The sequence below is a fragment of the Bradyrhizobium sp. AZCC 1610 genome, from assembly GCF_036924515.1.
Classification (GTDB): Bacteria; Pseudomonadota; Alphaproteobacteria; order Rhizobiales; family Xanthobacteraceae; genus Bradyrhizobium.
In genome coordinates this window covers 425,563-438,728 of the sequence record NZ_JAZHRR010000001.1, presented here as the reverse complement: position 1 = coordinate 438,728, position 13,166 = coordinate 425,563, and the positions used below count along the sequence as shown (strand labels likewise).

Sequence of the window (13,166 nt, the reverse complement as noted above, 5' to 3'; positions counted from 1 at the left end):
CCTGTCGAAACCTCACTTTTGCCGATTGTAGTATTCCGGCATGGCGTGCGGATCCATCGCCTGCTCGGCCCTGCGGCCGAGAAAGAAGAAGCCGCTGGCGGCGTCTGCCGCGGCCCGGCCGCGACCGAATGCATCGAGATACCTGATCCAGAAGAATGGCAGCACGATCAGGCGCGACAGTTTGTTGCCCGCGCCGAGCGCACGCGAGAAATAGCGGATCGACCATGCCAGCGCGACGCCGGCGCCGCCGACCGGCCCGGCGCTGATTTCGGAGAATCGCCTGAACAGCCAGCGGTGACCGCTCTGCGTGAAGCGCGAGAAGTCGTAGGCCCGTTCATGCACCTGCTGCATGAACGGCGTCTCTGCGTAGACCAGGCCCTCCAGCCGGAGCACGCGATGCAGCTCGGCAACGACGGTTGCGGGTTCCAGCACATGTTCCAGCACCGCCTGCACCCAGACGCCGTCGAACACGCCATCTTCGAACGGCAGTCTGTGGGCGTCGGCCACCAGCACGGTGTGCGGCGAGGCGTAGACATCGGTGCCGACGAGTTCGATGGAATCATCCCGGTAGAGTTCCTCCGCGCCCGAACCGATCGTGCCGCCGCCGACCACGAGCACAACCGGCCGTCTCGATTCCCGCTTCAACAGATCGATGAACTTCATGCTGTTGGAGACCGCAACGGGATTGCCCCCGAAGGTAAAACGATGCAGCCGCGACCCCATGGAACGGCGGCTGACATCCCGCTGCAGCACCGAGCCGTTCTCGGCATCGTACATTCGGCGCTCAAAAATGCTGGCCGCAAAATCGATCAGCACCGGTTGCGCGCCGATCATGGGAAACCCAGCCTTGCTGTAATCGCAGGCACGGTTCGAGCAGGACGGCTGTGACCACACGCTTCGCAGCGCCGACGAACAGCGAGGGCAGCGAAGACGCTTTTTCCAGTGCGCGGGTTCCGTATTCGCTACCGAGCGATCGACGGCAGAAAGCTGCAAAGAGGGACCTCGTACGTCATTTCTTCTGCCCTGCCCCGCTTTTGGTTCGCAATCGAAGCTATTTCGAATGCAACGACGGCGCAACAAGCGTGGCCGGGAACAATTCGGAAGATTGCAATTTGGACGCCGCAGGAAGCCGCCACGTGAGGACGTGCAGGGATGCAACGCACAAACCCGCCCTGCTGTTTCGCAAAAATTTTAGGATTTCTCGAAAACGCGTTCCAGCCGGCAACCCACCATGATGTTCCTGGTTAAGGTCGACAGCGTCATGGTGGTCACCGTCGGCCCCGAACGGGCCTAAAGCGGCGCGCCCGCGCGATCAGGTGAAGAGCAGATAATCCGCCGGCAGCGACGTCACGCCGGCGGCGTGACGGATGCATCGAGGGCACCGTCCGAACGGCAAGATGCGCAATGTCGGCAGCGATCGTCGGATCGATCTGGAGCGCGTCATGATCGGTAGCGGCAAGCCAGGCAATTAAAGTTGCGATGGGTAAGCCCACCATGCGATCGGCCCGGTCGATGAGAGGGCTGGCTGCGCCTTGCGCGAGGATGATCGCTGGATTGCCCGTGAAACTATTTTTCGCGGGAGACGTTCATTCTCGTCCAGGGAGAATACTCAATGTGTGACTATAGCCTTCACGCTGTCAGATCGCGGGCGGCCAAGCTGGGCGACCGGCTAATTTCAACCAGATTTCCCGGGACCGAAACGCGTGGCTTCGCTGCGGTGGGCGAGCCGGGAGTGGCAGTCTGTGTTCTCCCAGGCACTGAACTCGTCTTCGAGCGCGAGATCGAAACCGTCCACGCCTTCGCGAGGTTTCTGCCGAACTTCGGGTTTGGCATGCAAGGCGGGCAACTTGCCCGGTTTCGACACCTCAACACCCGCCAACCGCATGCGCATCATGACGCACTGGAGCTTGGCAACGGCAGGGTTGTTCTCGTGACGAAGCTGAGAGAGGGGCAGCGGGCAACTATCCTGCAGCTACCGGCGAACTCGCAGTTCGGTAAAGCGGATAAGAACAGCAGTTCTTCCAAACCACCACCGCGCACCTCCCCGAAGGAATTGGTGACCCGGCCCTGATTAGCCCATGATGGGAGTTCGCGTTCACGCGTGCAGCAGTTCCAATCCAAACAGCCTGCGAACGCGAAACATGGCACCCCTGCGGCGGTTGGGCAAAGCGGGGTGCTGGTCGATACGGTTCCCTTTGTACCCGAAGTTCCCTGCGGCAGAGCTTCGCGGGGCAACGTCCGAATGTAAGCCGCACATCGGATTTAGGCACAGCAAATGAACCAGAATATTGAAGCGCCATTTCAGAAACTGCCCACGACAGCCGAGGGTTACGCAGCCCTGCAAAACGAACTGAAGCGCCGCATCCAGCTCGATCGCCCGCGTGTCGCCGAACGCATCAAGGACGCCATGGCGGATGACCCCAACCTGCTCGAGAATGCGGAGTATCAAGCCGCCAAGTCCGAGCAGGAGGTCAATGAGAACCGTATCGCGGAACTTCAGGGCAAGCTCGCGCGTGCCGAAGTGATCGACGTATCGAAGCTCTCCGGCGACACGATCAAATTCGGGGCCACCGTGACCGTGATCGACGAGGACACCAAAGAGAAACAGGTATGGCAGATCGTCGGCGAGCCCGAGGCGGATGCAAAGATGCGCAAGATTTCGATCTTTTCGCCGCTTGCCCGCGCGCTCATCGGCAAAACCAAAAACGCGACCGTTGAAGTCATGACACCCGGCGGCGCCCGGGCCTACAAGGTCGGCAAGGTGGAATGGCGCTAACCCCTCGGCGCCATTCCGGCATGCGCGCACGACTCCAGGCCGTCGATAATCGGGGTCACCGCTGGTACGTGCCAACGAGTTCGGTTTGGCCAAGCATGTGCTTTTCGGCGGCCTTCCAAAGGTCGGCTACCGGCATGCTTGGCGCACGAGAAAGCTGTTCGACATCCAGAGCCGCGAGCTTGAAGTGATAGTGATGGGTTCCGTGTCCCTTTGGCGGGGCAGGTCCGACGTAGCGCGACTCTCCGAAGTCGTTCACGCCTTTGCCAAGCTTTTCGGTTTTTGGGCCATGACCGATTCCCTCCGGCAGCAGTGTCCGCTCGCCCATGATGTTGTAGAGGCCCCAATGCCGGAACGTGCCGGATGGCGCATCGGGATCCTCGACAATCAAGGCGAAGCTTTTGGTGCCTGCGGGCGGGTCCGACCATTCGAGCGGCGGCGAGAGGTTTTCGCCGTCGGCTGTGAACTTCTGCGGGATCAGCCCGCCATCGCCGAATGCGGGGCTTTTCAGGCTAAACGTCATCTCCAGACTCTCCTAGACCGGTTCGAATGAACAAGCTTGCCGCTTGGCATGAGTTCGCAAACTTGCACTGTTCTCTCCTGACGCTTTGAAGCGACAGATCGCTCGCGGGGGCCGGCCCGCGAAGCGGTGATACGAAGCAACGTCTAACCAGCACGTGAGTTGCGTCGATTGTGCACGCCGATCGTCCGCTCTTTGATGGCCTGACCCCGTTCCGGTTACACGCCATCCATTCAGCCGCCCGCGGGGCTGGTTCACGGAACTCACAAACCCCGCGCATAGTTGCAGCGGGAGGCGTTTTCTCAATCTGGAACTGGAGACGCTGGCGGCTTCCTGCCGCCCAGCATGGCCTGATGACACGAGAGTTATTCCTTTCAGCCGCGCCGCGCGGTGAAGGCCGTTCCGACCAATCGCCGCCGGACAACTTGCGCCTGTTCCTGTGCGGCGACGTCATGACGGGCCGCGGGATCGATCAAGTCCTGCCTCACCCGGGCGACCCCGCGCTCCATGAGAGGCATGTGAAGTCGGCTCAGACGTATATCGAGCTTGCCGAATGCGCAAACGGCGCGATCCCACAACCCGCCGGATATGAGTATGTCTGGGGCGATTGCCTCGCTGAACTGAAGCACGCAGCGCCCGCCGCACGAATCATCAACCTGGAGACCGCCATCACAACCAGCAACGATGCTGCGGCAAAGGGCATCAATTATCGGATGAATCCGCGCAACGCCGAAATACTCACCACGGCGAAGATCGACTGCTGCGTGCTGGCCAACAATCATGTTCTGGACTGGGGCGAAAAGGGTCTCGAAGAGACACTCGATGTTCTGGATGCCGCGCATGTTCTACGCGCCGGTGCGGGCCGCAATTTTCACGAAGCTGCCGCGCCGGGACGGATCGCGCTTCCGGACGGACGGCGCATTCTGGTCTTCGCCTTCGGTTTCGAAAGCAGCGGCATTCCGCCGGCCTGGGCGGCCAGATCAGGGCCTGGAGTCAATTTCGTCGCAGAAGCCGGCGAAGACGCAGTTGGGCGCATTGCGAAGCAGGTGGAGATGTTCGTGCGCGAGGGTGACGTTTGCGTCGCTTCGATCCACTGGGGCGGCAATTGGGGCTACAGCGTTCCGCCTGCTCAACGCGCCTTTGCGCACGACCTGATTGACGTCGCAGGATTTCATGTTGTTCACGGCCATTCGTCGCATCATGCCAAGGCGATCGAAGTCTACCGCGGCCGGTTGATCCTCTATGGCTGCGGCGATTTCATCACCGACTACGAGGGCATCAGCGGCTACGAGCGATTCCGGGGTGATCTTTCCATGATGTATCTCCCCGAATTTCGGAAAACCGGTGAGCTTTCGACGCTGAGGATGGTTCCGTTTCAGATGCGCAGGTTCCGGCTGAATCACGCCGCGCCCGGTGATGCCCAATGGCTTCAGCAACGACTGGAGCGAGAAAGCGCAACCTTCGGCAACCATGTCGTCCTCAACCCGGACAATTCGCTGTCGCTCGTCTGGCAAGACACTTAGACGGCGGCAATATTGCGAATTCCATCCGCGATCGGCTGGCTTGCGGGCAGGATCGTGACTTTCTCCGCAGCCAGGCGGGGGGCGAGACGGAAGGGCGGTATGGTGTCCGTGATAATGATCCGGTCCACTAGGCTGCTCGCAACGAGCTCCTGCGCGCCTTCAAGGAACAAGCCATGCGTCGCCGCGAGGATAACATAGGCGGCTCCGCCGCTGCGGCAGGCCTTCACGGCCCGCATCATGGTGGAGCCGGTAGCGATCATATCGTCGAAGATAACCACCGTTCGTTCACGGACGCCGCCCGGGATTTCCTCGTCGCTGACAATGTGATCCAGTCGCCGTTTGCCTAGCGCGCCCAATTCGAGGTCTTCATTCATCGTTGTGCTGAGGGCATCGCGGAAGCGCTCGGCGCGTTTCACTCCGCCGATATCGGGCGAAATGACCTCGATGTCCTGGTCGGCAAGCGCTTTGCCGAAATGCGCGGCGAACAGCAGGCCACATTCGACGTTCACTGCCGGTATCCGAAACGCATTCTCGAAAGCGGCGACATCGTGCACGTCCACCGCCACGATCGCATCGACGCCGGCTGCTTCGAGCAGTTGCGCAACATACCGCAGCGACAGCGGTTCTCCGGGTTTTGCGCGCCGGTCCTGCCGCGCGTAACAAAGATAGGGCGCGATCAAGATCACGCGCACCGCGCCCGAATCCTTCAGGGCGCCCACGAAAATCAGCACATCGCAGAGCTTGTCGTGCACGCTGCGCGACGGCCCGTCATATAGCGACTGGACGACGAACGCATCCCGGCCGCGGATGTCCGCCAGCGGCCCCAGCTTGCATTCGCCATCGTCGAAGCGCTTCTCTTCATGCTCGGCCAGGCCAACGCCCAGGCAGCGGGCGATGCCTTCGCCTTCGGCGCGGCTGGCCTCGAGGGCGAAGATGACCGGGGTCGCCATCACAGCCCCGCAGCGATGCGAATGCCCAGGGCCAGAAGAACGCAGCCCACAAGGCCGGCTATGAAAACCACACGCATCCACGGCCTGCGCAGGATGATCTCGCCCTGCCGCGCCTTCTCGCCGGGATAGGCTCGGAGACCACCGGAATGTCGACGTGTCGAATCTTGCTTTTCAGACATTTGCGTACCGCCTCGGCAAGGTATTCCGCAACGAATGCTGGCGGACAAGTTCCTGGTTGGAACGCCGCCCCGTGGCATCGCGTTGCCGATACAGCCAAGGGAATAACCATCGATGTCACGATCTGATCCTTTGATGAGGCAAACCTTGGTTGGACGGGAGGTCGCGATGATCGAACCTGCCCGGCCAGGCGGTTATCTGGCTGCTCCGCAAGGTCGTAGACCTGGCGAGCCGCTGGCTCGAAACTCATTTGAAAAGAGCGCGGCCATCATGAACCATCATCGGTGCCGGCGCGTGTCCAAATCCGACATCGCCAAAGTCTCGAAGCCAAACGAACATCGAGCGCAGCGAAGGCGGGGATCCTCGGCCCCTTGCTCCTTCACTACGGCCCACCCTCGACTCGCCGTCGTGTGCCCGCCGCGACTTCGCTTCGTCAACCGACGGGAATAGCCACAAATCGGGTTGCTTCGCTTGACTTTACCCGCGCCAATGCGATGCGCTTGCCCTTGCTTTGAACATCGGTCAGCGCCTTGTAGAAGTCGACGGGTGTCTTCACGGCGTTGCCGCCTACGTCGAGAATAACATCCCCGGTCGAAAGCCCGCTTTCAGCCGCCACACCCCCGGGATCAAGATCGGCGACAATGACACCTCGGACACCGAGTCCAAGGTTTTCCGCAGGCATCAGAGTCAGTCCGATGCTTGGCTTATCTCCATCTGCCTCTGGTGATTTTTGCTTTTCGGCACTCAAGATGCCCTCATTGCCAGGAACCGGAAGCTCGCCCAGGGTTACGTTGATATTTTTCTTCTCGTTTTGACGGATCAGGCCAATCTCGATCGATTTGCCGGGCAGCATATCGCTGACCTTTTTGATCAACTCGCGATCATCGCTGGCCGGCTGGCCCGCAATAGACGTAATGACGTCGCCCGGCGCGATGCCGGCTTTCGCAGCCGGGCTGTCAGGTTGAATCTCGGCGACCAGGACGCCATATGCCGGTTTGTTAAGACCGAGACCCTCGACGATTTCGGAGTTCAAAGGCTGAACCTCGACGCCGATCCAGCCGCGGGAGACGGCACCCTTGTCTTTAAGTCTGGCCGCGATCGTCTTTACGGTTTCCGCTGGAATGGCAAAGCCGACACCGACCGAGCCGCCTGTCGGCGAAACGATTGCACTGTTGATGCCAATGACTTTGCCACTGGCATCGAAGGTCGGTCCACCGGAATTGCCCCGATTGACCGGCGCATCGATCTGGATGAAGTCGTTGTAGGGACCAAGGTCTCGCGCGCGGGCCGAGACAATACCAGCCGTCACCGTTCCGCCGAGTCCAAAGGGGTTGCCGACGACAACAACCCACTCGCCGATCCGGGGCGCCTTGTCGCCGAGCCGGGCAACCGGGAATTCGTTTCCGCCCTCAACTTTGAGCAGCGCGAGGTCTGTTTTCGGATCGGCGCCCGCCAACCTCGCGGGGTAAGTCTTGCCGTCATCGGTGGTAATCTCAATTTTTTCACTGCGCTTGACGAGGTGGCTGGTCGTCACGGCGTATCCGTCCGATGATATGAAGAAACCTGACCCCTGAGTGGTGGTGAAACGGGGCTGCGACGCGCTTGGGCCGCCCATCGGCACATCGGAACGATTCGAGGGTCCGCCACGGCCAGAAGGTAGTTCGTCCGCGTCTTGCTCTACCTTCGCGCGCACGCCCACGACAGTCGGCTTGACGCGGTCCACGAGATCTTCAAATCCCACCGGCAGGGCGACAGATTGAAAGCCAACCGAGGGGTTGTACCAGGAATGCAGTTCTCTCCACGTCGTGACGCCCGATCCAGCCAGCCACGCGGCCGCTCCGATTCCGAGAATTCCGATCGCAAGGATAGAGGCAGCGAGAGTGACGCGGCGCATCTTGTTGGCGGTACGCGTTTCGGTCATGAGGCGTCTCCTGGAAATCGCCTATTCTGGAACCGCCTCGCGGGCGCCCCAGCATCCGATGAGCATTGAATTTCAGGTGGTCAGCCGTCGATCCCTGCCGCCGAGGCGCACGCCACGCGGCCCTGCGACGAACCGGCATGCAAGCCCCATCGGCCGATGCCATTTCGTCCTCCGGGGCCAAATCAAAGCCCGGACAAAGGTTCCTGAACGAGGCACAAACATCGCGGATCGGCGCATTCGCGGAACGGGTGGGAATGCGCCAAGCGCTTTAGGTTCCGGCAAAGCGATACAGGGCCGGTATGGCCGAAGGTGCGCTACGCAATTTTGCGATCAATTTTGGACCGCAGCACCCGGCGCACAGCACAGCGCCATCTAAATAGTCGGTGTCATTCCTCGGTTCTACCTTCACCAATTTGTGAGTCTAGGTCAGCGGAGGATTTATCCGCGTCGTCGTCTTAACTTCAGAATTCAGGCGCGGCGAACGGCGATCCGCAAAGGGGGCGAAGGTGAGTGCACGACGGGGGCAAGCGACGACGGTTCGAGGTGCTGGCAAGACCAGAGCTCGATGCGTTGTTTCGTACAGCTCGGCGGATGACGGGCGATGCGGTGTTGGCTCAGGATCTTGTCCAGGATACCTGCCTCAAGGCCTATAAGGCGTTTTCGCCGGACGATGAACCTCGACAGATCCGCCCCTGGCTTTTCCGCATCCTCATCAACGGCGCAGTTGATGATGCCCGCCGAGCGCGGCGCTTTCGATGCGCATGATATCTGCGCTCAAGCGCAGTCGCGGTTCTCGCCCTTTGAAAGCCTCCGTTCCCAGCCGGCCAACGACGCCTTTGAAAACTGTCCGACCGCGATGGACTGGTCCGCCGGCGTGCGTGTCATTCGCGCGCAACAGTCTCACCGTGAAGATCGCGCCGAGTGATCTTGGTCACGGCGTCGACTCCGAAAACAAGGCCGCCGCCCTAAAGCGTCGAGCATCCACCCGCTGAAGCCCCCGGAGTCCGAAACACATATTCGCCAGCCTTGCGCCAGGAGAGCTTGCCCGCTGCTAAACCCGAACCGCTCTCCCGCTCCTGCGGCCCAATACCTTAGGAGACCCAGGCGTTGGCAGAGGCGCTATTTGTCGGAAGTTGCCCGCTCGGCGATTTTGGCGAATATTTCGTCCAGCTCTGCGCCGACCGATTTAAGAGCATCTCCGCCTTCATCGGCATATGGCGCAAACACAGTGCTGGGCTTCTTGTAGGAAAGCGTCGCCGTACCGTCCTGATTCTCCGTGACGTAGATGCGAATGGGAGCCTCTATGCCGGCGGCTACGCTCGAGGCCAGCATCCGTCGCGCGAAGTCGTTTCGGAAAACACCGAATACCTTGTTGCCCGGAATCGTAATGCCGGCCGCCTTCGCACCCTCGGACGCGCTCGCCGACGTTACGATTCCCATTTTTTCGGATTTTACGGTTGCCTCAAGCCGCTCGACCAACGCCTGGAAGGATTGCCGTGTGTCGACGACGACCCACCCTGTCCGCGCCTTCACGGTGCCTGCGGAAGCAGCCGAAAGGCCAATGAGAAGTACTGCAATCGAAAGCGCCAGTCGTACCATGGTTTGTCCTTTCACTTTATGTGACAAAATCTGCCCGTTTCTTCCCGTCTGGCCGTGGTCGGATGGATTCAGAGACGAGTGGTCAGAGTTGTCAGCCAATCGGGCATGGCATTCGTAAGCAATGTTTCGACGATCTTGTCGAGGCCGGTGAGCACGAATGCGCCGACGAACGCGAATGCCGCGCCCATGACAGGCTTGGCGATGCGCGACGTCCTCGCCAACAGATCTCGCCGGGCGAAGATTGCTTGCCGGGAACCATAGGCGAGCGCCAGGATGGGCGTAGCCGCTCCAAGCCCGAAGACCGCCATTACGGCGGCCGCCTTGATCACCGAGTCGCCTTGAGTTGCAAGTCCGATCGCGGCTCCAAGAGTTGGACCGGAACACGGCGACCAGATTGCGCCCAGCAAACCACCGAGCACGAACTGCCCCGCAAGGCCGGATGGCTGAATGCGATCGAGCAATGTCTGGCCGCCGGTTGCGACGGGAGCCGCGAACGCCGCCAATCTCCCCTGCAGAGCAGGAATCAGCAGCACAACGCCCATGGCCAGCATAAGCATCGCGACAGCGTTTCTGAGCATCGCGGGATCCAGACCGATGTTGAAACCGACCGCGGCGATCGTGGTGCCAAGCACAGCGAACGAGGTCGCAAGACCGGCAGCCAGGACAACCGGTCCCCAGGCATGCCTCTCAAGCACGCCGAACAGCACGATCGGCAGCAATGGAAGCACGCATGGCGAGAGGGTCGATAGCGCGCCTGCGGCATAGCTGAGCGCCAGGTTGGCGATTTCGGGCACCCTCACAACCCTTTCGAGACAAGGGCCCTGATGCTGGCGGGATTGGTGTCGCCGGTTGACCTGCCAACCTCGGTGGCGCCCTTGAAGACGATGAGAGTACTCTGGCTTTGGACCCGAAGGCGCTTCAGGACATCCTTCGCGCTATCGAAATCTACTTGATACACGACGAGATTCGGCGTCGATTTTTCGATTTCCTGAACGATTGGCCGTTGCACCTTGCACGTCGGACACCAGGGCGCAGTCACGTCGATGAGAATGGGCTTTCCAGCCGCCTGCGCTTGCTGGAACGCACTCGTATCGAACGGTTGCCCGGCCTGGGCTACCAGCGACGTCCCGACAAGGAATGCGGTTGCGATCAGCGTCTTTAAGGATTTCAACAACATGTCCGATGTATCTCCGAGAAAGCCAGGATGGCCAGCCTTGGAGTTTCGCTGCGGAGCCGGAGGAAGTTACACGCGCTCTGCAAAATTTGGGCGGCCGATGTCCACTTCCGGGCGATGGGGAACCCTCGCCCAACCGCAATCTTCGTCGGCTTTGGCCGTATCGGCAGTGAAATGAAATGTCGACGGCGCGATGCCGCGGGCTTCCTACTATCTGTGAGCGAGTGGTTGCGCGGTAATTTGAACCTACAAGCTAAGTCATCGATGTTGTTAGGGTCGATTCCAACACCAAAAACAATCCCAGCAATCTCCTTGAGATTGCTGGGATTTTTATCAACTTGGTTGCGGGGATAGGATTTGAACCTATGACCTTCAGGTTATGAGCCTGACGAGCTACCGGGCTGCTCCACCCCGCGTTAAACCGTTGCACTGCCTTCGAAAACCGGACCGGAAGTGAACCGGCCAACGCGTGTTCGGCGCCGATCGATCCCGTCCGGAGGCTTCCTGAGAAGGCAACCCGGGCAAAGCCATCGGGTGCGAGGGGTATGTATCAATGTCGCCCTGCTTTGGAAAGGGGCAAGACCCCCCTTTTGCAGATTTTATGACAGCAAGAACGAGGGGTTGGAGTGCCAAAACCGCTTCGTGGAACCGCTCTTGCCAGAAACGCTGCAAAAGCGGAGTTTTGCGCCCCAAGGCGCGGCCAGGCAGGCCGCCAGAACAAAAAATCCGGGGGGAATGAGCGGTGACGGATACGTTCGACTTCGTGGTGGTGGGCGGCGGCTCGGGCGGCTGCACGGTGGCGGGGCGGCTGTCGGAGGATCCGAACATTTCGGTGGCGGTGCTGGACGCCGGCGGCAAGAACGACAATTGGGTGGTCACGACACCGTTCGCACTCGTGCTGATGGTCGCCGGCAACGTCAACAACTGGGCCTTCAACACCGTGCCGCAGAAGGGCCTCAACGGCCGCATCGGCTATCAGCCGCGCGGCAAGGGGCTCGGCGGCTCATCGGCGATCAATGCGATGGTCTATATCCGCGGCCACCGCGCTGATTACGATCAATGGGCCTCGCTCGGCAATGCCGGCTGGTCGTTCGCCGACGTGCTGCCTTACTTCAAGCGGGCCGAAGACAATTCCGATTTCGACGGCGAATATCACGGCAAGGGCGGGCCGCTCGCCGTCAACAAGTCGCGCACCGGCAATCCGGTGCAACAGATATTCCTGCAGGCCGCCCAGGAAGCGCAGTTTCGCCTGCGCAATGATTTCAACGCCGACGAGCATGAGGGCCTCGGCATCTATCAACTGACGCAGAAGAACGGCGAACGTTGCAGCGCCGCGCGCGCCTATATCCACCCGCATATGGGAAGCCGCGCCAATTTGCGCGTCGAGACGCATGCCCATGCCACCCGCATCCTGTTCGAAGGCAAGCGCGCGGTCGGCGTCGAATACCGCCAGGGCAAGGAGCTCAAGCAAATTCGCGCCCGGCGCGAGGTGATCGTGTCCTCCGGCGCGTTCCAGACGCCGCAGCTCCTGATGCTCTCCGGTGTCGGCGACGGCGCGGCGCTTGGCAAGCACGGCATCGCCACCGTGCATCATCTGCCCGGCGTCGGACAGAACCTGCAGGATCACCCGGACTTCGTGTTCGGCTACATGTCCGACAATCCCAATTTCAACGGCATTTCGCTTAAAGCCCTGCCACGGCTATTGCGGGCCATCCGCCAGTATCGCCGCGAACGCACCGGACCGATGACGTCGAACTTCGCCGAATGCGGCGGCTTCCTGAAAACCCGGCCCGATCTCGACATCCCCGATATCCAACTCCATTTCGGCATGGCGCTGGCGGACGACCACGGCCGCAAGCGCCACCGCGGCACCGGCTTCACCTGCCACGTCTGCCTGCTGCGGCCGAAGAGCCGCGGCAGCGTTTCGCTTCTGAGCACCGATCCGCTTGCAGCTCCTCTGATCGACCCGAACTTCTTCGGCGAGGCGGATGATCTGGAAACCATGGTTGCGGGCTTCAAGACCACGCGGCGGCTGATGGAGACGCCGACGCTGCGCGCGTTGCAAAAGAAGGAGATGTTCACTGAAGGCGTGCATACCGATGATGACATCCGCAACCTCTTGCGCGCCCGCGTCGACACCGTCTATCACCCGGTCGGCACCGCAAGGATGGGCGTCAACGATCCGATGGCCGTGGTCGACCCGAAGCTGAAAGTGTACGGCGTCGACGGACTGCGCGTGGTCGACGCCTCGATCATGCCGACGCCGATCGGCGGCAACACCAACGCGCCGACCATCATGATCGGGGAAAAGGCCGCCGACATGATCAAAGCGGAGATGCGGGCGGGTTGATTTTTTGCACCCGTCATTGCCTGCGACAAACGCGAAGCGTTTGCGCAAGGGAGCGCAGCGACGAAGCAATCCATCTATCCGTTATGCCGCAATATGGATTGCTTCGCTTCGCTCGCAGCAATGACGTGGAGGGAGCCGAGCACGCATGCTCGGCCGGACACAGTCGCCCCTGACTTCCC

At 60.9% G+C, this 13,166-nt stretch carries 13 protein-coding genes and 1 tRNA gene; 6 read left to right on the top strand and 8 right to left on the bottom strand.

Annotation, left to right across the window (positions count from 1 at the left end; genetic code table 11):
- Nucleotides 1-12: 12 nt before the first annotated feature.
- The gene (locus V1279_RS02165) at nucleotides 13-834 is read right to left on the bottom strand and encodes a class I SAM-dependent methyltransferase (RefSeq protein ID WP_334432001.1); all 822 of its coding nucleotides are present in this window, start codon (nucleotides 832-834) and stop codon (nucleotides 13-15) included.
- A gap of 778 nt (nucleotides 835-1,612) precedes the next feature.
- Between V1279_RS02165 and V1279_RS02160 the strand changes: the two genes are divergently transcribed.
- Nucleotides 1,613-2,071 (top strand): hypothetical protein, encoded by a 459-nt coding sequence (locus V1279_RS02160; RefSeq protein ID WP_334431999.1) that lies wholly within the window; start codon nucleotides 1,613-1,615, stop codon nucleotides 2,069-2,071.
- 204 nt (nucleotides 2,072-2,275) lie between these two features.
- Entirely contained in the window at nucleotides 2,276-2,776 is a 501-nt protein-coding gene (greA, locus tag V1279_RS02155; RefSeq protein ID WP_334431997.1) for a transcription elongation factor GreA, read from the top strand.
- 55 nt (nucleotides 2,777-2,831) lie between these two features.
- Here greA and V1279_RS02150 read toward each other — a convergent pair whose 3' ends face one another.
- Nucleotides 2,832-3,296: a YbhB/YbcL family Raf kinase inhibitor-like protein gene (locus V1279_RS02150; protein ID WP_334431995.1), complete on the bottom strand. Its 465-nt coding sequence runs from the start codon at nucleotides 3,294-3,296 to the stop codon at nucleotides 2,832-2,834.
- A 422-nt stretch (nucleotides 3,297-3,718) separates the two neighbouring features.
- On the opposite strand from V1279_RS02150, the gene V1279_RS02145 reads away from it, so the two are divergent.
- Nucleotides 3,719-4,816, top strand: a complete 1,098-nt coding sequence (locus tag V1279_RS02145; protein ID WP_334431993.1) for a CapA family protein — start codon at nucleotides 3,719-3,721, stop codon at nucleotides 4,814-4,816.
- Here the strand turns inward: V1279_RS02145 and V1279_RS02140 are convergent.
- Entirely contained in the window at nucleotides 4,813-5,847 is a 1,035-nt protein-coding gene (locus V1279_RS02140; RefSeq protein WP_334431991.1) for a ribose-phosphate diphosphokinase, read from the bottom strand. The genes V1279_RS02145 and V1279_RS02140 overlap by 4 nt on opposite strands.
- Nucleotides 5,848-6,376: 529 nt before the next feature.
- Nucleotides 6,377-7,864: a trypsin-like peptidase domain-containing protein gene (locus tag V1279_RS02135; protein WP_334431989.1), complete on the bottom strand. Its 1,488-nt coding sequence runs from the start codon at nucleotides 7,862-7,864 to the stop codon at nucleotides 6,377-6,379.
- Nucleotides 7,865-8,455: 591 nt separating this feature from the next.
- Between V1279_RS02135 and V1279_RS37735 the strand changes: the two genes are divergently transcribed.
- Nucleotides 8,456-8,629, top strand: coding sequence for an RNA polymerase sigma factor (locus V1279_RS37735; protein WP_442894869.1), 174 nt, complete (start codon nucleotides 8,456-8,458; stop codon nucleotides 8,627-8,629).
- Nucleotides 8,592-8,789: a hypothetical protein gene (locus V1279_RS02130; RefSeq protein WP_442894722.1), complete on the top strand. Its 198-nt coding sequence runs from the start codon at nucleotides 8,592-8,594 to the stop codon at nucleotides 8,787-8,789. The genes V1279_RS37735 and V1279_RS02130 overlap by 38 nt, the downstream gene beginning before the upstream one ends.
- A gap of 194 nt (nucleotides 8,790-8,983) precedes the next feature.
- Here the strand turns inward: V1279_RS02130 and V1279_RS02125 are convergent, their stop codons facing one another.
- The 4 genes from V1279_RS02125 to V1279_RS02110 form a co-directional block, all read right to left on the bottom strand.
- Nucleotides 8,984-9,562, bottom strand: a complete 579-nt coding sequence (locus V1279_RS02125; protein ID WP_334431984.1) for a DUF302 domain-containing protein — start codon at nucleotides 9,560-9,562, stop codon at nucleotides 8,984-8,986.
- Nucleotides 9,532-10,263: a cytochrome c biogenesis CcdA family protein gene (locus V1279_RS02120; RefSeq protein ID WP_334431982.1), complete on the bottom strand. Its 732-nt coding sequence runs from the start codon at nucleotides 10,261-10,263 to the stop codon at nucleotides 9,532-9,534. Before V1279_RS02120 ends, V1279_RS02125 begins: the two co-directional genes overlap by 31 nt.
- Entirely contained in the window at nucleotides 10,260-10,640 is a 381-nt protein-coding gene (locus V1279_RS02115; protein ID WP_334431979.1) for a thioredoxin family protein, read from the bottom strand. Before V1279_RS02115 ends, V1279_RS02120 begins: the two co-directional genes overlap by 4 nt.
- 336 nt (nucleotides 10,641-10,976) lie before the next feature.
- Nucleotides 10,977-11,053: transfer RNA gene (locus tag V1279_RS02110), tRNA-Met, on the bottom strand.
- 326 nt (nucleotides 11,054-11,379) lie between these two features.
- Here V1279_RS02110 and V1279_RS02105 point away from each other — a divergent pair.
- Nucleotides 11,380-12,987, top strand: a complete 1,608-nt coding sequence (locus tag V1279_RS02105; protein ID WP_334431977.1) for a GMC family oxidoreductase — start codon at nucleotides 11,380-11,382, stop codon at nucleotides 12,985-12,987.
- The last annotated feature ends 179 nt before the right edge of the window (nucleotides 12,988-13,166 follow it).